The 22,093-nt window shown below is 70.3% G+C and carries 14 protein-coding genes; 5 read left to right on the forward strand and 9 right to left on the reverse strand.

Features of this window, described 5'->3' with window-relative positions:
• Positions 1-163: 163 nt before the first annotated feature.
• The gene (locus ACGF5T_RS09580) at positions 164-1,408 is read right to left on the reverse strand and encodes a cytochrome P450 (RefSeq protein WP_366766906.1); all 1,245 of its coding nucleotides are present in this window, start codon (positions 1,406-1,408) and stop codon (positions 164-166) included.
• A gap of 213 nt (positions 1,409-1,621) precedes the next feature.
• On the opposite strand from ACGF5T_RS09580, the gene ACGF5T_RS09585 reads away from it, so the two are divergent.
• On the forward strand, positions 1,622-2,818 hold the full coding sequence (locus tag ACGF5T_RS09585; RefSeq protein WP_356612433.1) for a cytochrome P450: 1,197 nt from the start codon (positions 1,622-1,624) through the stop codon (positions 2,816-2,818).
• A 90-nt stretch (positions 2,819-2,908) separates the two neighbouring features.
• On the opposite strand, the gene ACGF5T_RS09590 is transcribed toward ACGF5T_RS09585, so the two are convergent.
• Entirely contained in the window at positions 2,909-4,018 is a 1,110-nt protein-coding gene (locus ACGF5T_RS09590; protein WP_366766905.1) for a DegT/DnrJ/EryC1/StrS family aminotransferase, read from the reverse strand.
• Between the two features lie 35 nt (positions 4,019-4,053).
• A complete protein-coding gene (locus tag ACGF5T_RS09595) occupies positions 4,054-5,310 on the reverse strand; it encodes an activator-dependent family glycosyltransferase (protein WP_356612436.1) in 1,257 nt (418 codons plus the stop codon).
• Positions 5,311-5,945: 635 nt separating this feature from the next.
• On the opposite strand from ACGF5T_RS09595, the gene ACGF5T_RS09600 reads away from it, so the two are divergent.
• Positions 5,946-7,733, forward strand: a complete 1,788-nt coding sequence (locus tag ACGF5T_RS09600) for a fatty acyl-AMP ligase (RefSeq protein ID WP_366766904.1) — start codon at positions 5,946-5,948, stop codon at positions 7,731-7,733.
• Between the two features lie 61 nt (positions 7,734-7,794).
• Here the strand turns inward: ACGF5T_RS09600 and ACGF5T_RS09605 are convergent, their stop codons facing one another.
• Positions 7,795-9,393, reverse strand: a complete 1,599-nt coding sequence (locus ACGF5T_RS09605) for an acyl-CoA carboxylase subunit beta (protein ID WP_356612439.1) — start codon at positions 9,391-9,393, stop codon at positions 7,795-7,797.
• Between the two features lie 513 nt (positions 9,394-9,906).
• Here ACGF5T_RS09605 and ACGF5T_RS09610 point away from each other — a divergent pair.
• Both ACGF5T_RS09610 and ACGF5T_RS09615 read left to right on the forward strand, forming a co-directional pair.
• Positions 9,907-12,783, forward strand: a complete 2,877-nt coding sequence (locus tag ACGF5T_RS09610) for an AAA family ATPase (RefSeq protein WP_366766903.1) — start codon at positions 9,907-9,909, stop codon at positions 12,781-12,783.
• A gap of 284 nt (positions 12,784-13,067) precedes the next feature.
• Positions 13,068-13,832, forward strand: coding sequence for an alpha/beta fold hydrolase (locus tag ACGF5T_RS09615; protein WP_356612442.1), 765 nt, complete (start codon positions 13,068-13,070; stop codon positions 13,830-13,832).
• A gap of 134 nt (positions 13,833-13,966) precedes the next feature.
• On the opposite strand, the gene rfbB is transcribed toward ACGF5T_RS09615, so the two are convergent.
• The 5 genes from rfbB to ACGF5T_RS09640 all read right to left on the reverse strand — a co-directional run bounded on the left by rfbB (position 13,967) and on the right by ACGF5T_RS09640 (position 18,527).
• A complete protein-coding gene (rfbB, locus tag ACGF5T_RS09620) occupies positions 13,967-14,956 on the reverse strand; it encodes a dTDP-glucose 4,6-dehydratase (protein WP_366766902.1) in 990 nt (329 codons plus the stop codon).
• Positions 14,957-14,965: 9 nt separating this feature from the next.
• Positions 14,966-15,838 carry a glucose-1-phosphate thymidylyltransferase RfbA gene (gene rfbA / locus ACGF5T_RS09625; protein WP_361015339.1) on the reverse strand — a complete coding sequence of 291 codons (873 nt, stop codon included), beginning with the start codon at positions 15,836-15,838 and terminating at the stop codon, positions 14,966-14,968.
• A 399-nt stretch (positions 15,839-16,237) separates the two neighbouring features.
• Positions 16,238-16,741, reverse strand: a complete 504-nt coding sequence (locus ACGF5T_RS09630; RefSeq protein WP_361015341.1) for a cold shock domain-containing protein — start codon at positions 16,739-16,741, stop codon at positions 16,238-16,240.
• A gap of 212 nt (positions 16,742-16,953) precedes the next feature.
• Complete coding sequence (locus tag ACGF5T_RS09635) at positions 16,954-17,757, reverse strand: SAM-dependent methyltransferase (RefSeq protein ID WP_356610307.1); 804 nt, start codon at positions 17,755-17,757, stop codon at positions 16,954-16,956.
• Positions 17,758-17,795: 38 nt separating this feature from the next.
• On the reverse strand, positions 17,796-18,527 hold the full coding sequence (locus ACGF5T_RS09640) for a VOC family protein (RefSeq protein WP_366766901.1): 732 nt from the start codon (positions 18,525-18,527) through the stop codon (positions 17,796-17,798).
• Between the two features lie 270 nt (positions 18,528-18,797).
• Between ACGF5T_RS09640 and ACGF5T_RS09645 the strand changes: the two genes are divergently transcribed.
• Positions 18,798-22,073, forward strand: a complete 3,276-nt coding sequence (locus ACGF5T_RS09645) for a LamG-like jellyroll fold domain-containing protein (protein WP_366766900.1) — start codon at positions 18,798-18,800, stop codon at positions 22,071-22,073.
• The last annotated feature ends 20 nt before the right edge of the window (positions 22,074-22,093 follow it).

Genomic DNA, 22,093 nt, shown 5'->3' on the forward strand with positions numbered 1-22,093 from the left:
ACGGTCCACCCGGAGCCGCCATGGCGCGGGTGCCGTGTCCAACACATCCGCGTCCGCACGCTATGGACGCCTCGCGAAGGCGGACAACCCCTATGGGGTGAGGCCGCCCCTTATCTCGCGTCACCGCGCCACGCGCGGGTCGCGCCACCTCCGCTGCCGGTACTCAGCGCAGGTCGACGGGGAACTGGAGCATCCCGCGGACGATGAAGGACCCACGCCTGCGCACCGGTCCGGCCCGGCGGATCTCGGGTACCCGGGCGGCGAGGGCGGCGAGGGCGGTCTCCGCCTCCATACGGGCCAGCGCGGCGCCGAGGCAGAAGTGGATGCCCGCCGAGAAGGCCAGGTTCTCCGGTCCCGGGTCCCGTGTGATGTCGAACCGTCCGGGATCGGGATAGACCTCCGGATCCCGGTTGGCGCCGCCCGCGCAGATGGCCACCTCCTCGCCCGCGGCGATCGTCTCGCCCTCCAGCTGGAGGTCGGTGTGCGCGATCCGTCGGTACTGCTGCACCGACGGGTCGTAGCGCAGGGTCTCGCGTACGACGGCGGCCGCCCACGACGGGTCGGCGACCAGCATGTCCCACTGCTCGGGGTGTTCGAGGAGGGCCAGCAGGCCGTTGCCGATGAGGTTGACGGTGGTCTCGGTGCCGGCCAGCGGCAGGAACATGCAGAGCGGGACCATCTCGTCCATCGTCATCCGGCCGTCCTCGACCGCCGGGAGCAGATCGCTGATCAGGTCCTCGCGCGGGTCGGCCCGCCGCTCGGCGATGATCTCCCGGAACATCACCGTCATCTCGCCGATGGCCGCCACCACGCCCCGCGCCGCCGGGACGGTGGCCACGCCGTCGAGCAGGTAGGCCATGCGGCGGCTGAGCCGGAAGAACAGCTGCCGGTGGTGGGGCGGGATGCCGACCAGGTCGCCGATCACCCGCAGCGGGAGCCGCTGGGCGAAGGCCCGCATGAAGTTGACCTGACCGCGACCCGCGAGCATCTCGTCGATCAGCTCGTCGGTGAACCGCTCGACGTACGGCTGCCAGTGGGCGAGCCGGCGCGGGTTGAGCGAGGGGGTGGCGAGCCTGCGCAACCGCGTGTGGTCGGGCGGGTCCAGTCCGAGCATCGAGTTGTCGAACGGCATGAACTCGGGAGGTTTCTCCCCTTCCGGCGTACGGACACCGAAGCGCCGGTCCCGCAGGATCTGGTTCGCGACGCGGTGACTGGTGGTCGTCCAGACACCGACCGCGCTGCGGTGCAGCGTCCCCCGCTCGCGCAGCTGCTCGTAGAACGGGTAGGGATCGTCCGGGACGAGCAGGATCGAGGCGTACGGGTCACCGCCCGCAGCCGCGGTGCGCAGGGCCCCCTGCACCACGGTCGTCTGGTACTGCGCCCTGCGCTCCGCCTCAAGCTCCGACATGCCGTCACTCCCCGCGCGTCGAGCAGCCCGTCTGCACCGGCCGTCACCCTACGGAAGGACGCCCCCCTAGCCTCAACCCCTAACCGATCAGCGGGAGTTCCCGCCGGGCCCGGCCCGGCACCTCTGTGACCAGGCTTTAGGGGTTCTCGGCGTCTCGGCGGCCCACTTAGCCTGTGGGGCAGACATCGGCCGGCGAACAAGGGGATGGACGGCATGAGCGTTCTCTACGACCCGAACGATCCCGCCCTCGCCGCCGACAGGTTCGCCTACTACAAGCGGCTGCGCGAGGCCGATCCGGTGCACGAGATCGCGGCAGGGTACTGGCTGCTCACCCGGTACGACGACGTCGAGGCGCTGCTGCGCTCACCGCACTCCTCCAGCGCCTTCCCGAAGGACCCGGGGTGGGCGATGAGCCGGGGCGGGCCGACCTGCCCGGCCATGCGCAGCGTCAGCAAGTGGCTGCTGCTGCAGGACGGAGCCGAGCACCGGCGGCTGCGCAAGCTGATCGCGCGGGTGTTCACGCCGCGCTACATCGACCGTCTGCGGCCGCGCATCGGGGAGATCGTCGACGGTCTGCTCGACAGCATGGGCGAGGGCGAGGTCGACCTGATCCGGGACCTGGCGCTGCCGATGCCCGTCGCGGTGGTCGGGGAGCTGCTGGGGATACCCGTCGAGGACCGCGCGAAGTGCCGTGACTGGACGGACAAGGTCGGTTACATCCTGGACCCCGATGTGACGCCCCGCAGACGCATCGCCATGAACAAGGCGGAGCCGGAGTTCCGCGCCTACCTGCTGGACCTGATGGCCTCCCGGCGCGACGCCGACCCGGACCACGACCTGCTGTCGGTGTTGATGACGGCGGAGGACAACGAGCAGCTCACCGAGGAGGAGGTCGTCGCCAACATCCTGCTCATCTTCAACGCGGGGCACGAGACGACGGTCAACCTGATCGGCAACGGCATGCTGGCCCTGCTGCGCCAGCCCGAGGCGCTGGAGGCGCTGCGTGCGGATCCGGGGCTGATGGCGACCGCCGTGGACGAGCTGTCCCGGTTCGACCCGCCGGTGACCCTGTCCAGCCGGATCGCCACCGCGGAGATGGAGTTCGGCGGCAAGGTCATTCCGCCGGGTTCCCATGTGATCGGGTTCCTGGACGCCGCCGGCCGGGACCCGGAGCGCTATCCCGACCCCGACCGCCTGGATCTGGCCCGTACCGAGCCGAAGACGCTGGCGTTCAGCGCCGGTCCGCACTTCTGCCTGGGCGCGGTGCTGGGGCGCCTGGAGGCGGCCACCGTGTTCTCGAAGCTGCTGGAGCGGTACACGAAGATCGAGCTGCTCCGCGAGGACCTGCCGATCAACAGTCACTTCAACCTGCACGGGCTGCTGGAACTCCCCCTGCGGCTCTCCCGCTGAGCGCCGACCGCGCCGCGCGCCCGCCTCCCGGCCGCTCACCGGGACGCGGGCGCGCTGAGCCGTGCGGTCCGCCGCGACGGCCCGCCCGGTTCAGACGGTGCGCAGCACCTCGCGCAGGGCCGCGATCACCTCGTCCTGCTGTTCCTCGGGGAGCGACGGGTACATCGGCAGGGAGACGATCTCGTCCGCCAGCGCCTCGGTGACCGGCAGCGAGCCCTCGGCCTGCTTCAGGTGGGCGAACCCGTCCATGGTGTGCACCGGCCGGCGGTAGTGCACGCCGAGGTGAACGCCTCGCGGCCGAAGGGCCTCGATGATCGCGTCGCGCCGGGGGTGCCGTACCACGTAGGCGTAGTAGACGTGGTCGTTGCCGGGTGTCACCGCGGGCAGGACCAGGTCGGTGTCGGCGAGCGCCTCGTCGTAGCGGGCCGCGATCCGGCGGCGGGCCTCGATGTACCCGTCGAGCCGCCGCAGCTTGCGGCGCAGGATCTCGGCGTGGATCTCGTCGAGTCGGGAGTTGTGACCGGGAGTCCGGGCGACGCTGCGCTGCTCGTCCATGCCGTAGTACCGGAGCCTGCGCAGCGCGGCGTCGGTCTCCGCGTCGTCGGTGACCACCGCTCCGGCGTCGCCGTAGGCACCGAGGACCTTCGTCGGGTAGAAGGAGAACGCCGCGGCCCTGCCGGTGGTGCCGGCCAGTCGGCCGTGCCGTCTGGCACCGTGCGCCTGGGCGCAGTCCTCGATGATCGTCAGGTCGTGCCGGGTGGCGACAGCCTCCAGCGAGGGGAGGTCGACGCACTGGCCGTAGAGGTGGACGGGCAGCAGGCAGCGGGTGCGAGGGGTGATCGCGGCCTCGACCTGGGCGGTGTCCAGCAGGTGGTCGCTCTCGCGCACGTCGACGAAGACGGGGGTGGCTCCGACCTGGTCGACGGCGACGACGGTGGCGGCGGCGGTGTTCGACACCGTGATCACCTCGTCGCCCGGTCCCACGCCCAGGGCGCGCAGCGCGAGGACGAGGGCGTTGGTGCCGTTGTCGACACCGATGCCGTGCGCCAGTCCGAGGTAGGCGGCGAACTCCGCCTCGAAGCTGGCGACGGAGGGTCCGAGTATCAGTTGTCCGGAGCGGAACACCTGGTCGACGGCGTCGAGGATGTCCGCACGCTCCGCCTCGTACTCGGCGAGGTAGTCCCATACGCGCGTGGTCATGACCGTTCTCCTCCTTCCGGGCCGCGGCCCTCCCCTCAACCGTTCGCGCGGTGGCGGGCGGTGAGGTCCTCGAGGACCGGGACGACCTCGTTGGGCGAGGGCGCGGCGAGTACGTCCTTGCGGAGTGCGGCGGCTCCCTCGCGGAAGGCCGGGTCCTCCAGCAGGCGGACCAGGTTCTCACGGACCTGTTCGGGGGTGAACTGCTCGGCCGGCACAGAGATGCCCGCGCCGGACTGGTCCAGGAGGGCGCCGCGGACCTTGGTGTCCCAGAGGCCCGGCAGGATCATCTGGGGGACGCCGTAGTAGGCGGCGGTGGACTGCACCCCCGCGCCGCCGATGTGGATGACGGCCGAGCAGCTGGGCAGCAGCCCGTGCATGGGCACGAAGTCGACGACGGTGGTGTTCTCCGGTGCGTCGTCCACCGACTCTCCCGGGCCGGGCAGCAGTGTGGCGATCAGTTCGATGTCCAGCCCGGCGAACGCCTGCAGGGCGCTGATGCCGAAGATGTCGAACCCGAAGTAGCTGCGGACCGAGATGCCGGCGGTCACGGCGACGCGGGGTTTCGCGGGCTCGGCGGCCAGCCACTCGGGGAGCACGGCCCGCCCGTTGTAGGGCACGTACCGCACACCGACCACGGTCAGTCCGTTGTCGATCCGGTGGCTGGGCGGGTTGGTGTCGATCGTCCAGTGCCCGTTGACCACGGTCTCGTCGAAGGCGGCACCGTGCCGGGCGAGGGCCTCGGTGAGCCAGTCCCGCAGCGGGTCCACCCGCTCGCTCTCGGGACGCTCGGCGAGCCGGGCCAGGAAGTCGTCGCGGGAGCGGGTGACCACGTCCGCCCCCCACAGCATGCGGGCGTGCGCGGCGCCGGTGACCTGGGCGGCGACGGCGCCGGCCCAGGTGAACTGCTCCCACACGATCAGGTCGGGCTGCCACCACCGGGAGTACTCGACCAGCGCGTCGAGGAACTCGTCGTTGTTGACGATGCGGAAGTACCGCTCGGTCGTCTCGTCGAAGAACCGCAGGAGTTCGTCGTGCCCCAGGTCCGCGGAGTGGGTGACGGCCTCGGCGACCCGGGCCGGCCACTCCTCGTCCTGGTTGGCCTCCATGACCTGCTTCCACCGGTGGTCGCAGCCCAGCGGAACCGCTGTGAGCCCCGCCTCGCTGACGCCCTCCGCCATGTCCGGCTGGGTGGCGACCCGGACCTCGTGGCCCGCTGTTCGCAGTGCCCAGGCCAGCGGCACCATGCTGAAAAAGTGCGTCTTCTCCGCGTGCGTGACGAAGAGTATGCGCATTGTCGTCCTCCAGGCGGGCCCGCCGACGGAAACAGTTCGGACTCGTTCCTTATGCTCGGTTCGCGCTCAGAACCTATGGACTGCTGCGAACGGGGAACAACCCCTACCTCCCCCGCACCTGACCTCGGCCACCCCGACGCGCGTCCCGGGCGGCGACCGCGCCCGGTCGACGAGCGGGCGCATCGGCCCTCCGGCTCCCGGTAGGGGCTGCGCAGGCAACTTAGGGGTGATCACGAAAGGCACGGGGCGGCGGCCGACGTATGCTTCTGACATCCTTCTGCCGCAGGACGCTGCCGTGTCGGCGTCCCGGCCGTTCTCGGCGTGGGCCCGAGTGACCGACCCCCACGCCGCCCCTTCCCCAGGCTGACCGATTCCGCGCCCCGCACAGGAACCGCGCCGCCATCACCCGCACGTCGACGCCCTCGCCGGCCCGTGCACGGAGCGTGCGGCCGCGGCCGTGACCCCGTGCACCACCGCGAGGCCGGTCGTTGTCCCCCGCACTCCGTCCGCCCGTGCTCGGCGTGCTGCCGTGTCGCGCCCCGGGCGGCACGCCGGCCTCGAACGGCTCCGGCACGTCCGGCGGCCACCTGCACCGGCTGTCGGCAGAAGGACCACAGGACAAGGAGACCTGCCCCATGGCCACTGTTCTCGATGACGTCCGCCCGGACGGCGGCACACCGACGCTGCCCGAACTGGTGCGCCGACGCGGTGAGCGGCAACCCGACGACACCGCCTACGTCTTCCTGTACAACGGTGAGGACCCCCGGGAGTCGCTCACCTACCGCGAGCTCGCCGATGCGGTGGACGTCCGGGCCCGGTGGTTCGCCGCCCGGGGCATGAGCGGACAGAGCGCCGTGCTCATGTATCCGTCGGGGCTGGAGTTCGTCCGTACGCTCCTGGGATGCATGGCGTCCAAGGTGACCGCGGCGCCCGTCCAGACACCGCGCCACCTCAAGGACGTGGAGCGCATCCGCCGCATCGCGCAGGACGCCGGCGCCACGGCCGTGCTGACCGAGACCTCCGCCAGGCTGGAGTTGGAGGACCGGTTCGGGAACCTGGAGGACCTCCTCGGCCTCACGGTCCTCGACACCGCCGATGCCGCCTCGGTGGGGGACGACGTGCCGGGGCCGGTCGTACGGGGTCCCGCTCCCGGTCTGGACGACGTCGCCCTGCTCCAGTACACGTCGGGCTCCACCGGCGACCCCAAGGGCGTGGTCGTCACCCACGCCAACTTCCTCGCCAACGTCGCCGAGACGGACGCCCTGTGGCCGTGCGCACCCGAGGGCACCGTGGTCAACTGGCTCCCTCTCTTCCACGACATGGGCATGCTCTTCGGCGTCGTCATGCCGCTGTGGGCCGGTATCCCCTCGTACCTGATGGCGCCCGCCGCCTTCATCCGCCGGCCCGCCCGCTGGCTGGAGGCGATCGCCCGGTTCCGCGGTACCCACTCCGCGGCGCCCAGCTTCGCCTACGAGATGTGCGCGCGGGTGGCGGCGGAGGGGAAGGCCGGCGGGGTCGGTGACCTCTCCTCGTGGCGCGTGGCGGCCAACGGCGCCGAACCCGTGCGCTGGCGTGCGATCCGGGACTTCACCGAGGCCTTCGTCCCGCACGGCTTCCGGCCCGAGGCCATGTGCCCGGGCTACGGACTCGCCGAGAACACCCTCAAGGTCACCGGCAGCGACCAGGACCGCGAACCGACGGCCGTGTGGCTGTCCGCGACGGCGCTGCGGGAGGGCCGCGCCGAGATCGTCGACGCGCGGACACCCGGCGCCGTCCCGGTCACCAGCAGCGGCCGCACCGTCCCGGGCACCGAGGTGCGGATCGTCGATCCCGGCACCTCGCGCGGCTGCCCGCCGGACGTCATCGGCGAGATCTGGGTCCACGGACCGTGCGTGGCGGCGGAGTACCGGGGGCGGCCCGAGGCGAGCGCGGAGACCTTCCGCGCACGGATGAGGGACGCCGACGGGCGCCCGGAGGACGGGCGGGCCTACCTGCGCACCGGTGACCTGGGCTTCCTGCACGACGGTGAACTGCACGTCGCCGGCCGCTTCAAGGACCTGATCATCCACCAGGGCCGCAACTACTACCCGCAGGACGTGGAACTGTCGGCGGAGAAGTCCGTGGACGGCCTGCACCCCAACTGCGCCGTCGCGTTCGCCGTCGAACGCGACGAGAAGGAGCACCTCGTGCTCGTCGTCGAGGCCGACGGCCGGACGGTGCGGTCCCATGGCACGGAGAGCCTGCGCGCACGGGTGGTCCGCGCCGTCCACGACCACCATCACCTGACGGTCGACACGGTCCTCCTCGTGCGCAGGGGCGCGATACCCAAGACCTCCAGCGGCAAGGTGCAGCGCCGTGCGTGCCGCGCGCTGTACGAGGGCGGCGACCTGATCGACCTCGCCGCTCCGTCACCCGGCCGGTGACGGAGCGGCCCGCGCACACCGGTGGGGCCGCGTACGGGTGCGGCCGGCACGACGAACGACGTCACAAGGGAATGTTCCCGTGTTTGCGTGCCGGGCGCGCCTGCCGCTTGTTCCGCAGGCTCGCCAGCGCCCTGGCGACCTCGTGCCGGGTGCGGGAGGGCGAGATGACCATGTCGACGTAGCCGTGCGCGGCGGCCTCGTAGGGATTGCCGAACCTGCGCCGGTAGTCGTCGACGAGGCTCTCCTTGACCGCCGCGCGCTCCTCGGGCGCAGCGGCGGCCAGCTCGCGGCGGTGCAGGAGGGGCACGGCGCTGTTGGCGCCCATCACGGCGATCTCGGCGGTGGGCCAGGCCATCACGCGGTCGGCGCCGATCTGCCGGGAACCCATCACCGCGTACCCGCCGCCGTAGGCCTTGCGGGTGATGACGGTGATCTTGGGGACGGTGGCCTCGGCGTACGCGTAGAAGAGCTTGATGCCGCGCCGGATGATGCCCTGGTGCTCCTGGCCGACGCCGGGCAGGTAGCCGGGCACGTCCATGAAGGTGAGGACGGGAATGTTGAAGGAGTCGCAGAAGCGGATGAAGCGGGCGGCCTTCTCGGAGGCGTCGATGTCCAGCACGCCGGCGAGGTGTCCGGGCTGGTTGGCGACGACGGCCACCGAGTGGCCCTCGACCCGGCCGAGCGCGCAGATGATGTTGCGGGCGAAGTCCGGATGGATCTCGAGGTAGTCGCCGTCGTCGAGGACCGCGGTGATGACGTCGGCCATGTCGTACACCTGCTGCTCGCTGTCGGGGATGACGGTGTCGAGAGCCAGGTCCGCTTCGGTGATGCCGGGGGCGCAGTCGTGGTCGTAGACCGGGGCCGGGTCCAGGTTGTTGGGCGGCAGGTAGCCGAGGAGGGTCTGCACCCACGAGATGGCGTCCTGCTCGTCGTCGCCGACGTAGTGCGCGTTGCCGGAGACCTCGGCGTGGACGGCGGGGCCGCCGAGTTGCGCGGCGGTCACCTGCTCGCCCATGACGGCGGAGACGACCTCGGGTCCGGTGACGAACATGTAGGAGATGTCCTTGACCATGACCGTGAAGTCGGTGAGGGCCGGCGAGTAGACCGAACCGCCCGCGCAGGGGCCCATGATGAGGGAGATCTGCGGGATCACGCCGGAGGAGTGAACGTTGCGGACGCCCAGTTCGGTGTAGTAGGCGATGGACATCACGCCTTCCTGGATGCGGGCGCCGCCGGAGTCGTTGATGCCGATGACGGGGCAGCCGACGCTCATGGCGAAGTCGTAGATCTTCACGACCTTGCTGCCGAAGGCCTCGCCCATACTGCCGCCGAGGGTGGTGAAGTCGTGGGAGAAGACGCACACTTGACGTCCGTCGATGGTGCCGTGACCGGTCACCACCCCGTCGCCGTAAGGGCGCGGGATGCCTGCCTCGACGGTCCGGTGGCGCACGAACTCGTCGAGTTCGACGAACGAGCCGGGGTCGAGCAGCAGGTCGATGCGCGCGCGGGCGGTGAGCTTCCCCTTGAGGTGCTGCCGGTCCGCGGCCTTCTTCTCGGCCAGGACGACGGCCTCTTCGTGCCGGGCGGCCAGATCGGCGATGCGGTCCGCCGTGGACGTGGGCGACTCCCCGACCGGCGAGACAGGCTCCTGGAGCGACATACCAGCCCTACCTTCCAACACGACGACCCTGCCTCCGATCCTCCTCGCATCAGGCCATCGGCAGCACCCCTAATCGCCCGCCCGCGCCCCTAGACGCGCCGGCCGGTTTCGGACGGCGCGCACCCGGCCAGGGTCCCGTCCCGCGCGGGCGACGGACCGGTGAACATGACCCTCAGTCGGCAAACGGCTACGTCGCTCGCCGACAGCAGCACGTCTACCAGGGGCTTCGCGGCCGGCTCCCCCGTCTCGTCGACAACTCGTCATGTCATCCGTCACGTTGTTAGTGGCGATGCCGTTGTGGCATGGCCGGTAACTGTGAAAGATTCTCAAAAAACTTGTCCAAGTCGAGGACGAGTTGAGTTCGAAACAGTTCAGAAGGGCCGCCCAGACGTGGCCCAGGGGTCACCCTTGCACGCGCTCGGACACGTGTGAACGGGGGAGCTGCGGATGCTGTGCCGGCCGGCGCCTGGCAATCCCCGTTCGGAACTGCTAACGGGGAGGCAGACGCCAGTCATGCTGGTCCATCGAGACGAACAACTGGCCCATCTACGCTGGGCGTTCCACGCCTGTGAGAAGCACGGACACGGACAGGTGGCGCTGGTCACCGGCGCCGTGGGAAGCGGTAAGACGCAGGTACTGGAGACCTTCGGGGAGTGGGCCACCACCGCCGGTGGGCAGGTTCTGAGCGCCGCCGGGTCACGCGCCGAGCAAGGACTCCACTTCGGGGTGCTCGGTCAACTCCTGCACAGCGCTCGGCTGAAATCCGACGGTGTCCGGGAGGTCGAGGAGCTGATACGCGAGGTCGCGCTCGCGGTACCCACGGCGGAGGCGAGGAGCGGCGCGGCGCCCGAGATCTTAGCGGAGGCCTTGACAGCGGACGGACTGTGGGCACCGCTGTTGCGGACCGCCTTCGACACGTTCCTGACCCTGGCCAACCGAGGGCCTCTGGTCCTGGCGGTCGACGACCTCCAGCACACGGACGCCGCCTCACTGCACTGTCTGCTCTATGTCACCCGAAGACTGAGAAACGCACGCATCATGGTGCTGCTCTCGGAGGCGACGACGCTGCGCCCGGCGCATCCGCTGTTCCACGCGGAGCTGCGCAGTCTGCCTCGCTTCACCCGGGTCACCCTGCCGCTCCTCACCGTCGACTCCGTCTCCCGGCTGCTCGGCGAGGAGGCCGGGGCGCACGGCGGTCACGGCACCGAGGCCGCCGCACCGGACGTGCACGAGGAGGCCAGGCGCATTCTGCGGGTGACCGGCGGCAATCCGCTGCTGACCCAGGCGCTGGTCGACGAACGGGCCCACCGCGGGACGAACAGCGCCCCCGACGGCGGAGCGAGGGCCGGTGACACCTTCGAGAGGGCCGTGCTCGACTGCCTCTACCGCCACGAGCCGGGCGTTCGCCTGGTGGCCCAGGCCCTCGCGGCGCTGGACCGCCCGGCCTCACCGGAGCTGCTCGGTCAGCTGCTCGACGTGCTGCCCGACTCCACCGTGCCCGCCGTCCGCGTCCTCGAGGGCGCGGGGCTCGTCCACGCGGGCCGGCTGCGCCATCCACGGATCCTGCTCGCGGTGCGTTCCGACATGCCGGCCGAGGAGCAGCGGCGGCTGCACCAGCGGGCGGCCGAGGTGTTGCACGAGAACGGTGCCGAAGCGAGCGTGGTCGCCGAGCATCTGGTGGCCTCCGCGTGGACGGACGCTGCCTGGGTGGTGCCCGTCCTCCGGGACGCCGCGGCGCACGCGCTGTCCACCGGCCGCCCCGACCACGCCGCCGCGTGTCTGCGCCTGGGCGGCCGGGCCGAGACCGACAAGGACCGGCGCAACTCCCTGATGGCGATGCTGATCACTGCCCGGTGGCAGGTCAATCCGCTGGCCGTGACCGGTCAGGTGAGCCAGTTGGTGGAGGCGGCGCGGTCCGACGAGTCGTCTCACTCGACGGCCGTGTCCGCGGTGCCGTACCTGTTGTGGCAGGGTCGTGCGGAGGAGGCGGCCGAGGCGATCAGCGGCTGTGGCGCGGACGACCACGGCCCCGCGTCGCACGAGCTGCGGCTGATCCGCTTGCTGATCGCGTTGTCCCATCCGGACTACCTGGGGGCGGTACGGGAGGATCCCGGCTCCTGGATGCGGGCGGCGACGGCGACGAACTCCGGCAGTCCGCTGCTGCAGGCCGTGTCGGTGCTCGGCAACGCCCTGATGCCGACCGGCGGTGTGGACATCGTGGCCGCCGCGGAGCAGTTGCTGGAGCGGCATCACCTGGACAGTGGCTCCCTGGGCCTGCTGACCGCTCCCCTGCTGGCCCTGCTCTGCGCCGGCCCCTCCGACCGGGTCGTGGCCTGGGGCGAACGGCTGCTCGCCCGACAGGGCGTCCAGCACATACCGGCCTGGCGGGGGGTCATCCGGGCGATCCACGCGGAAGCGACGCTGCGCCTGGGCGATCTGGACGCGGCCGAGCGGGGCGCGCGGTTGGCGCTGGAGGACCTGCCGGCGCCCGCCTGGGGCGTGGCCGTCGGTGGTCCGCTGGGCACCCTGATCACGTGCACGACCGAGAGTGGCCGGCTGTTCGAGGCCGAACGCTGGCTGTCGCAGCCGGTACCGGCCGGTGTCTTCCGCACTCCGGTGGGCGCGCACTACCTGATCGCCCGGGGCCGGCACCATCTGGCCACGGGGCAGCACCAGGCGGCCGCGGCCGATCTGCACCGGAGTGGTGAGTTGGTCCGTTCCTGGGGCATCGACGTGGCCGGTCTGTTCCCGTGGCGCCTGGAGCAGGCCCGGGTGCAGCTCGGCCTCGGCAACGCAACGCGCGCCACACAACTGCTCCGGGAGCAGCTCCAGGTGTCCCGTGGACTGGACGACCGCACCCGGGGCCGGGCGCTGCGGCTGCTCGCTTCCACGGCCACGCCGGTTCTCCGGCGCAAGCTGCTGTCCAAGGCGGTGACCGTGTTGCAGGCGTGCAGCGACCAGCACGAGCTGGCCCGGGCCCTGTCCGACACGAGTCAGACGCTTCCGCAGGCCGGTGAGTCCAGACGGGCCCGGCTGTTCGTTCGTGCCAACCAGCTGGCCCAGGGCTCGGGCAGGGCCGCGGCGCTGCCGCAGCAGATGATGCAGCGGCGGGCTGCCACCGGCGGGGCGACGCCGACGGCGGGCTCGCCCTCGGACGCGTCCTCGGACGGCTTCGAGACCCGGGACCAGGACGGTCTGCTGAGCGAGGCCGAGCGCCGGGTCGCGGTACTGGCGGCCCGTGGGCGTACCAACCGGCAGATCTCCAACGAGCTGTACATCACGGTGAGCACGGTGGAGCAGCACCTCACCCGGGTCTACCGGAAGCTGGACGTCAAGAGCCGGACCGACCTGCCGAACCGGCTCATGGCCCTCGCCGAACCGATGGCGTAGGCCGGCCGGAACAGGGCGCCCGGTCGGGGCCGAGCACCGCGGTCCCGACCGGGGGCTCGCCGAGCCGGCCCGCCCCGGGCTCCCGCCGCTGCCTCGTGAACACACCCCCTACCAGACGGTCGTCCGCGTTCGTTAGGGGTTGTCGGCGGCCGGCGGCACTGCGATCGTCTGGGCCTGGGCCGATGTGTGACCGCGCGCCGGGGGGCGGACGCGGGCGGCGAACGTCGAGGACGTCTCCCATCCGGGGAGGCGGACGACACCGATCGGAAGGGACGACGAACGCGATGGCGACAAGCGACGCGAGCGACCTGTGGGTGCGCCGCTTCCATCCAGCACCCCAGGCACCGGTCCGTCTGCTCTGCCTGCCGCACGCGGGTGGCTCCGCGAGCTACTACTTCCCGGTCTCGCAGCGTCTCGCTCCGCGTGTCGAAACCCTGGCCGTGCAGTACCCGGGCCGGCAGGACCGCAGGAACGAGCGGTGTCTGGAGACGGTGCGGGACCTGGCCGACCAGATCGTCGAGGTCCTCGGTCCGTGGCAGGACAAGCCCTTGGCGCTGTTCGGGCACTCTCTGGGTGCCACGGTCGCCTTCGAGGTGGCTCTGCGCCTGGAGGCACGTGGTTGCCTGCCCGTCGCGCTCATCGCGTCCGGGCGGCGGGCACCGAGCGCGCCCCGGGACGAGCGGGTTCACCTGCGGGACGACGAGGGCCTGTTGGCGGAGATCAGCCGTCTGGACGGCACCCAGTCCCAACTGCTCGAGGACGACGAGATCCGGCGCATGGTCCTGCCGTCGATCCGCGCCGACTACAAGGCCGCCGAGACCTACCGTTACGAGCCCGGTCCGCCGCTGTCGACGCCCGTCTACGCCCTGACGGGGGACGCCGACCCCAAGGCCACGACCGACGAGGTCCGCGCATGGGCCGGCCACACCACGGGTCGGTTCGAGATGACCGTCTACCCGGGTGGTCACTTCTATCTCAACGCACACGCTCCGGCGGTGACCGAGGAGATCGCCGCATGGCTGGTGCCCGCCGCCACGGCCGGCCGCTAGCGCGCGGATACTCCTCCGACGGTTTTCCTACGCGAACGTGCCATGTGCTATGACCGCCCATATCCACGATTCGAATCGATGAGAGAACGGTCCGATGCAGCGGACTCTCGACCTCTCGACCTCTCGAATTCAATCTACTGAACTGATGTGCCGCGGTTCTTCAGCGGCTGCCACCAGTCCCGCCGCTTCTTGTACCATTCGACGGTTTCTGCCAGTCCTTCGTCGAAGGAGATCCGCGGGCGATATCCGAGTTCCGCGGAAATCTTCGTGATATCGACCGAGTACCGGCGGTCGTGGCCTTTTCGGTCGGCCACGTTCTCCACCATGGACCAGTCCGCGCCGACCATACGCAGCAGCCGCCCGGTGAGGTCGCGGTTCGTCAGTTCGGTACCACCGCCGATGTTGTAGACCTCGCCCGCCGCTCCCTTTTCCGCCACCAGCGCGATGGCCCGGCAGTGGTCGTCCACGTGCAACCAGTCCCGCACATTTCCGCCGTCCCCGTAGAGCGGAACCTTCCGCCCGTCCAGCAACCGGGTCACGAAGAGCGGGATCATTTTCTCGGGGTTCTGGTACGGGCCGTAGTTGTTGGAACACCGGGTGATGCACACCGGCAGTCCGTGGGTGCGGTGGTAAGCCCGTGCCAGGAGATCGGAGGACGCCTTGGACGCCGAATAGGGGGAATTAGGCTCCAGTGGCCGGTCCTCGCTCCACGAACCCTCGTCGATGGAACCGTAGACCTCGTCCGTCGAGACGTGGACGAACTTCCGCACCCCGGCACGCAGGGAGGCTTCCAGCAGTATCTGGGTGCCGAGGACATTGGTCCGGACGAATTCCTCGGACCCGCTGATCGAGCGGTCCACATGCGATTCCGCGGCGAAGTGGACGACCAGGTCGCAGTCGGCCAGTACCTCCGCGACCAGTGCGTGGTCACAGATGTCACCGCGCACGAAGGTGAAGCGCGCATCGTCCTCGATCCGCGCCAGGTTGGCCCTGTTGCCGGCGTAGGTGAGCTTGTCCAGGACCACCACCTCGGGCGCGCTGCCGCCGGTGTACGCGCCGGTCACGGCCCGTCGCACGAAGTGGGAGCCGATGAACCCGGCGCCGCCGGTCACTACGATGCGCATGCCGCTCCCTCAGTGATCCGCACTCGCGATGGCCATGAGGTAGGCACCGTACTCCGACGTGCCCAGCTGTCCGCCCAGTGCGTAGCAGGCGGCGGAGTCGATGAATCCCATACGGAAGGCGATCTCCTCCAGGCAGGCGATCCGTACGCCCTGGCGCTCTTCCAGAACCTGTATGTACTGCCCGGCCTGGAGCAGCGAGTCGTGTGTGCCCGTGTCGAGCCAGGCGAATCCGCGTCCCAGGTCGACCATTCTGGCCCGACCCTGCTGGAGGTACACCCGGTTGACGTCGGTGATCTCCAGTTCCCCACGGGCGGACGGCCGGATGTCCCGCGCGATGTCCACCACTCCGTTGTCGTAGAGGTAGAGCCCCGTGACAGCCAGGTTCGACCTGGGCCTGACCGGCTTCTCCTCCAGCGATATCAGTTCGCCCCGGTCATCGGTCTCCCCGACCCCGTAGCGTTCCGGGTCCTTCACCGCGTAGCCGAACAGCACGCAACCGTCGACGTTCTTGCAGTGATCGCTCAGCAGGTCCGAAAGTCCGGGGCCGTGGAAGATGTTGTCGCCCAGAATGAGGGCCACCGAGTCGTCCCCGATGAATTTCTCACCGATGACGAAGGCTTCCGCGATGCCGCCTGCCCGTGGCTGCTCGGCGTATTCGATGGAAAGACCGAGTCGACTCCCGTCGCCCAGCAGCTCCCGGAAGAGCCCCGTGTGCGAGGGAGTCGATATCAGCAGGATGTCCTTGATGCCGCCGAGCATGAGGACGGAGAGCGGGTAATAGATCATCGGCTTGTTGTAGACGGGCAGTAACTGCTTGGACACGGCATGGGTGAGCGGATAAAGTCGCGTCCCGCTCCCTCCGGCCAGAACGATCCCTTTCATGCTCGTTAACCCCTCGTTTCCGATGATGAACTCGGGATGGATCGAGCGGGCCGCCACTCAACCGAGATCATGCCTGAGTCGGATCGAGAGTATCGCTCACCGCGTGATTCCGTCTACTGCCACGGCCAAGTCACCGGCATAAACAAAAGCGCACCAGCCGCCGCGTGAAAGGATTTGCAGATGTGAAATAGCATCCCGCTCATGACCGATGATCCGACCGGAGGCGAGTGCGCCGGCGGCGCGCGCGGGGACGGACCGAGGGAGAAGGCATGCCGTCAGCCGGCCCTCGGACCGAGGGCCGACGGGTTCGAGGCATCCCGGCCGAAGACATGGCGGTCCCGCCCTCTACCGCGAAGACGGGTACCGACTATCGGGCCAGGACTCGGAACGCGTCCGGTGTCAGCTCGTCCTGCCCACGCCGGGCGGGGACACCGGTCCGCCGACCCGGGTGTCCGCTCCGGGTTCCGCGTCGATCCAGCCGTGCGAGAGGGCGACCTGCACGAGCCCCTGACGGACCTGGAGGATCTGTTCGGAGGTCACGGTCGGAGCGGTCCGGAGGATGGTCTCGGTGACCTCCTCGATGTACTCCTTCACGGAGAGCACGTCGCACAGTCCGTCCTCCGGGAAGAGGCCTGCGGGACCGGCGGCAGCCGAGGACGTCCTCACCGGCGGCGACACCGGGCGCTCACGCTCGGCGTTCCCGTTCTGGATGCGCACCCTGCTGGCCTTGAGGCCGCGGTCGCCCTCCTCGACGTCGAACTCCACCTTCATGCCCGGACCGAGGAGCCTCTTGTCGAAGGCCAGGTCGTTGACGTGGATGAACACGTCCTCGCCGCCGTTGTCGGGCGCGATGAATCCGTAGCCCCGGAACTCGTCGAACCGAATGATCTTCCCAACCGCCACTGCATGCCCCACTCACCCCAGGCGCACTTACCTCCACCGTGCGCAACTGCGCCCGAGAGTACCTCCCACCCGGTACACGCACAATGATCCTTCGGACGAGCGACCGAGGGCGGGGTTGCGCTGGCGGCGATCGCGCGGGGTCCGGGTGCCGCGGTCCGTACCGACCGCGGCACCCGGACCCGGGCCTCTGCTCGGCCTTCGTGGGTGGCGCTTCAGTGCTTGATCGCGACGCCGCAGACGGAGACGTCGGCCGTGGACTCCTCGGACCCGTCGGAGTCCGGCCGCCAGGAGGCCGTCGACACGACCCCCGGCTCCACCAGGTCCAGCCCGGTGAAGAAGGTGGCGATCTCCTGCGGCGACCGCAGGTGGTAGGTGTTGGCCGACTGGCCGTTGTAGACCCGGACCGCCGTGTTGAGCGCCTCGTTGGTGTTCGTGCCGTCGCTCAGGGCCAGGTAACTCCCCGCCGGCAGACCCGACAGCAGCGAACTCACCAGCTCCGCGGGGCGTTCGGCGTCGGAGATCTGGCCCATGATCCCCAGCATGGTCAGGGCGACCGGGCGGCTGAAGTCCAGGGTCTTCGCGGCTTCGGCCAGGATGCGTTCCGGGTCCCTGACATCGGCGTCGATGTAGGCGCACGCGCCCTCGTCGCTGCTGGTGAGCAGTGCCTGCGCGTGGACCAGGACGAGGGGGTCGTTGTCCACGTACACGATGCGGCTCTCCGGCGCGATGCGCTGGGCCAGCTCGTGCGTGTTGTCCGCGGTGGGCAGGCCGGTGCCGATGTCGAGGAACTGGCGGACCCCGGCCTCCCCCGCCAGGAAGCGCACGGCGCGCGAGAGGAAGCGTCGTTGCAGCCGGGCGACGGCGGCGAACTCCGGGAAGGTCGTCAGGATGACCTCGCCGGCCTCGCTGTCGACGGGATAGTTGTCCTTGCCACCCAGCAGGTAGTTCCAGACACGGGCCGAGTGCGGGCGATCGGTCTGAAGTCTGGCCCTGACTTCTTCGCGCGGATGAGTCATGGGGAAAGCTTCACACAGGCCCGTACGTCCGTGGTCGACTACCCCGAAGATTCGCGCACTTCGACGCCCTCGCGCGCCCACGCACGCAGCTTCTCCGGGTTGCGGACCACCCAGATCGGGGTGACGCGCCCGTCGGAGACGTCGAACGCGGCCTCGGTCAGCGCGACGCCGGCGCGCTGCGCCACCAGACCGGGCACACCGGTCCTGGCCTGGAAGCCGGGCGGCGGCTCGGCGCGGCCCGTGTGGCACGCGTCGGGTCTCCTCGCCCTCGCCTCGCCCTCGCCTCGCTCCAGGTCGTGCTCGGCGTCGCTCACGTTCCGTCGGTCCCTCTCCCCCTGGGCGTCCTCAGCCGGTCGGAGGCGGCGGTGCGGTGCGGTGCGGGGGCGATGGGCCCGGACGTCCACGGGGCGCCCGTCCGGGTCGCGCGCCGTCATGGTCCACTGCGTGGGCAGGGTGTCGATCCGTCCGACCGGGAACCCGGCGCGCAGGATGCGTGCGCGCACCTCGCCCAGCCGCGCGCGCGTTGCCACGCGCAGCCCCCATCCCGCACCGCCGAGGGGGCCGGGTTCCGTGCCGGGGGCGGTCGCGGTCTCGACGATCATCAAGTGGTCGTTCCCGCCGACGTCGACGACCGCGATCCGCGGATCGGAGCCGGTCGCGGCCCGCTCGAAGGCGAGCACTCCCCCGAGCAGGTCCGTGTAGTACGGCAGGAGCCGGTCGAGGTCGGTCGTGGACAGGGTCAGGTGGTTGATTCCGAGAAGATCCGGCATGGTCCACCCACCTTAGTGCGGCGGCCCCGCGGCGGGTGGAGAGTTCCGCCGGGGCGGTCAACTGGCGCTCCACGAACCGGATCCGGGGGTCTGGACAGTGACGGATCGACGTGTTGTCATTCCGCTGTCGTTCGATTTCCAACGTTGGAAGAACGCCTCGACGCAGACGCACCCGACGAACGCTCGCGCCCACGACCTCCACGGTGCCGCCCAGCCGGTGCCGTCCGACCGACTCGTCCCGGTCCGGGACCCCACTGCGAGGAAGGTTCGATGACAAGACGTACCGCACGCCCACGAGCGAGAACGTGGGCCCTGCTGACGGCCGCGGCCCTGGCGCTGCCGACGACCGGTCTGATGTCCACCGCGTCGGCCGCCGGGACACCCGCCGGTGTCTCGGCCCCCGCGGCCGAGCAGGCCGCCGTCGCGGTGCACGGCCTGAAGGGCGAGTACTTCGCCATGTCGGCGCCGGGCGCCAGGGACTTCGCCGAGCTCGGCGGCACCGTCCTCGACCCGCAGATCAACTTCTCCGGCCTGACCAGCACGTTCCAGGAACTCACCGGCAGGACGGAGCACACGACCGCCCGCTGGACCGGGCAGATCGAAGCCCCGGCGACCGGGGACTACACCTTCCACGCCAGCGGCGACAACGGCTTCCGGCTGTTCATCGACGACGAACCCGTCATCGACCACTGGGAGCCGGACTGGGACAACGAGCAGACCAGCGCGGCGGTCAGGCTGGCCGCCGGGGAGAAGCACGAGTTCCGCCTGGAGATGTTCCAGGACACCGGCGGCGCCAACATGTTCCTGCGCTGGTCCACTCCGACCCTGCCCAAGCAGGCCGTTCCGATGTCGGCGTTCACGCCCCCGGCCGGGTTCGAGGTCTATCCGGTCGAGCCGTCGGTCGCCGAGGACGGCCGGCGGGTGATGGCGCGCTTCGAGGGCGAGGTCGGCGGCGACGTCGCGGCGTTGGCCGAACGCCTGGAGATCGAGGCCGACACCACGCCCATGCCGATCGAGTCGGTCACGGTGTCCCGCCGCGACCGCACCGCTCTGGAGATCGTGCTCGCGGCGCCCATCCAGAAGAACCAGCAGGTCAAGCTCACCTACGACGGCCAGGGTGGGCTCACCTCCGGCGGCGAGACCGTACCGGCGTTCATCCGCTACGCGCAGAACGACTCGGTGCACCGGCTCACCACCGAGTGGGGCGACCAGCTCGACGAGAAGCGGCCGCTGCCGGAGTACCCGCGCCCCCAGCAGGTGCGCTCCGCGTGGAAGAACCTCAACGGCCCCTGGCAGTTCGCCGCCGCCGAGGCGGGAGAGCAGCCGGTCTTCGGCAAGGACCTCGACGAGCGGATCGTCGTGCCGTTCCCGGTCGAGTCGCAGCTCTCCGGGCTGGAGCGGCACGAGGACCACATGTTCTACCGCAAGCTCGTCGACGTGCCGAAGAACTGGAAGGTCGGCAAGGGCGGCAAGGGCGACCGGCTCAAGCTCAACTTCGGAGCGGTGGACTACCAGGCCCGCGTGTGGGTCAACGGGAAAGAGGTTGCCGAACACACCGGCGGCTACACCGCGTTCAGCGCCGACATCACCGACGCGCTCAAGAGCAAGGGCCCGCAGGAGGTCGTCGTCGCCGTCACCGACACCGGTGGCGCCAACCAGCCGATGGGCAAGCAGTCCACCAACCCCGGGGGCATCTTCTACACGCAGTCGTCGGGCATCTGGCAGACGGTGTGGATGGAACCGGTCGCGGAGACGTCCATTGACAACGTAGTCACGACGCCCGACATCGACAGCGGCTCCCTCGCCGTGACGGTGGAGTCCGAGGGCGCCTCCGCCGGGGCCCGCGTCGAGGCCGTCGCCCGCGACAAGCGCGGCAGGGTCGTCGGGCGGATCAGCGGGCCGGCCAACGAGGAGCTGCGCCTTCCCGTGGCGAAGCAGCACCTCTGGAGCCCCGACGACCCCTACCTCTACGACCTCGACGTGTCGCTCACCGACGGCAGGTCGAAGGACTCGGTCGACAGCTACTTCGGCATGCGCGAGGTGGGCATCGAGGAGGTCGGCGGCTATCCGAAGCTGGTGCTCAACGGGAAGCCCGTCTTCTCCCTCGCCACCCTCGACCAGGGCTTCTGGCCCGACGGCCTGTACACGGCGCCCAGCGACGAGGCCCTCGCCTTCGATCTGAAGGCCCACAAGGAGCTGGGCTTCAACGCCGTCCGCAAGCACATCAAGGTGGAGCCGGCGCGGTGGTTCTACCACGCGGACCGGCTCGGTCTGCTGGTCTGGCAGGACTTCGTCTCCGGGAACGTCACCGACACGGCCGGCCAGAAGGCGTTCGTCGACCAGGGCATGGAGGCGATGCGGCAGCACCACAACGCGCCCTCGGTCATCGGCAACATCGTCTTCAACGAGGGCTGGGGCGAGTGGGACCGCGAGGAGAGCGGCCGCATCGCCGAGGCCGTCAAGGCCGCCGACCCGTCCCGGATCGTCAACGCCCACAGCGGTGTGAACTGCTGCAACTCCAAGGGTGACTCGGGCAAGGGCGACATCATCGACCACCACGACTACAACAACGAGGACCCGCCGTTCCCGGACCACCGGGCCGCGATGGACGGTGAGCACGGCGGCTTCACCCTGCGCACCCCGGGGCACATGTGGCCGGGCGCCCCGACCGTGATCTACAGCGGGGTGGCGGACAAGGAGGCGCTGACCCGCAAGTACGTCGAGAACACCGAGAGGTTCTACCTCGACCAGGCCGGTGCCGAGTTGTCCGGCTCCGTGTACACGCAGATCTCCGACCTGGAGAACGAGCTCAACGGCCTCTACACCTACGACCGCCGGGAGATCAAGGTCGACCCCGTCCGGGTGCGCGAGGTCAACCGCAAGGTCATCGCGGCCGGCGCCGCCGCGGGTGACCGGGAGGAACCGAAGGGCGGCGGGCACTGGGCCCTGGACGAGGGCGCGGGGTCCACCGCCGCCGACGAGGGCCCGAACGGCTCGGCGCTGACCCTTTCCGAGGGCACCGCCTGGACCTCCGGGGTCAGCGGCAGCGCGCTGAGGTTCGACGGTGCGGGAGCGCACGCCGAGACCGACGGCCCGGTGCTCGACACGACCGGGAGCTACTCGGTCTCCGCCTGGGTGACCCTCGACGAACTCCCGGGCAACTACGCCACCGCCGTCAGCCAGGACGGCCGCCACCAGGCCAGCCCCTTCTACCTCCAGTACGGACAGGGCGCCTTCGCCTTCAGCACGCCCGGCGAGCAGCGCGCCCGGCTGGCGGTCACACCGGAGACGGGGCGCTGGTACCACCTCGTCGGGGTGCGCGACGACGCGAGCAACCAGATCAGGCTCTACGTCGACGGTAAGCCCGCCTCGACCGCGACGGCCGGCCCCAACTACGTGTCCACCGGTCCCCTCGCGGTGGGGCGCGCCCAGTGGAACGGTGCCGACACCGACTTCTGGAACGGCGCCGTCGACGAGGTCCGGGCCTACGACAGGGCCCTCACCGCCGAGGAGGTGAGCGCCCTGCACGCCCAGCGCAAGCCGTAGGCGTCCGGCGCGCGGAGGTC

Source organism: Streptomyces sp. NPDC047853, assembly GCF_043204535.1.
GTDB lineage: Bacteria > Actinomycetota > Actinomycetes > Streptomycetales > Streptomycetaceae > Streptomyces.

Coding starts and splice junctions, on each gene's coding strand:
- ACGF5T_RS09580 (WP_366766906.1), bottom strand. CDS start 1,408: ATGTCGGAGCTTGAGGCGGAGCGCAGGGCGCAGTACCAGACGACCGTG.
- ACGF5T_RS09585 (WP_356612433.1), top strand. CDS start 1,622: ATGAGCGTTCTCTACGACCCGAACGATCCCGCCCTCGCCGCCGACAGG.
- ACGF5T_RS09590 (WP_366766905.1), bottom strand. CDS start 4,018: ATGACCACGCGCGTATGGGACTACCTCGCCGAGTACGAGGCGGAGCGT.
- ACGF5T_RS09595 (WP_356612436.1), bottom strand. CDS start 5,310: ATGCGCATACTCTTCGTCACGCACGCGGAGAAGACGCACTTTTTCAGC.
- ACGF5T_RS09600 (WP_366766904.1), top strand. CDS start 5,946: ATGGCCACTGTTCTCGATGACGTCCGCCCGGACGGCGGCACACCGACG.
- ACGF5T_RS09605 (WP_356612439.1), bottom strand. CDS start 9,393: ATGTCGCTCCAGGAGCCTGTCTCGCCGGTCGGGGAGTCGCCCACGTCC.
- ACGF5T_RS09610 (WP_366766903.1), top strand. CDS start 9,907: ATGCTGGTCCATCGAGACGAACAACTGGCCCATCTACGCTGGGCGTTC.
- ACGF5T_RS09615 (WP_356612442.1), top strand. CDS start 13,068: ATGGCGACAAGCGACGCGAGCGACCTGTGGGTGCGCCGCTTCCATCCA.
- rfbB (WP_366766902.1), bottom strand. CDS start 14,956: ATGCGCATCGTAGTGACCGGCGGCGCCGGGTTCATCGGCTCCCACTTC.
- rfbA (WP_361015339.1), bottom strand. CDS start 15,838: ATGAAAGGGATCGTTCTGGCCGGAGGGAGCGGGACGCGACTTTATCCG.
- ACGF5T_RS09635 (WP_356610307.1), bottom strand. CDS start 17,757: ATGACTCATCCGCGCGAAGAAGTCAGGGCCAGACTTCAGACCGATCGC.
- ACGF5T_RS09640 (WP_366766901.1), bottom strand. CDS start 18,527: ATGCCGGATCTTCTCGGAATCAACCACCTGACCCTGTCCACGACCGAC.
- ACGF5T_RS09645 (WP_366766900.1), top strand. CDS start 18,798: ATGACAAGACGTACCGCACGCCCACGAGCGAGAACGTGGGCCCTGCTG.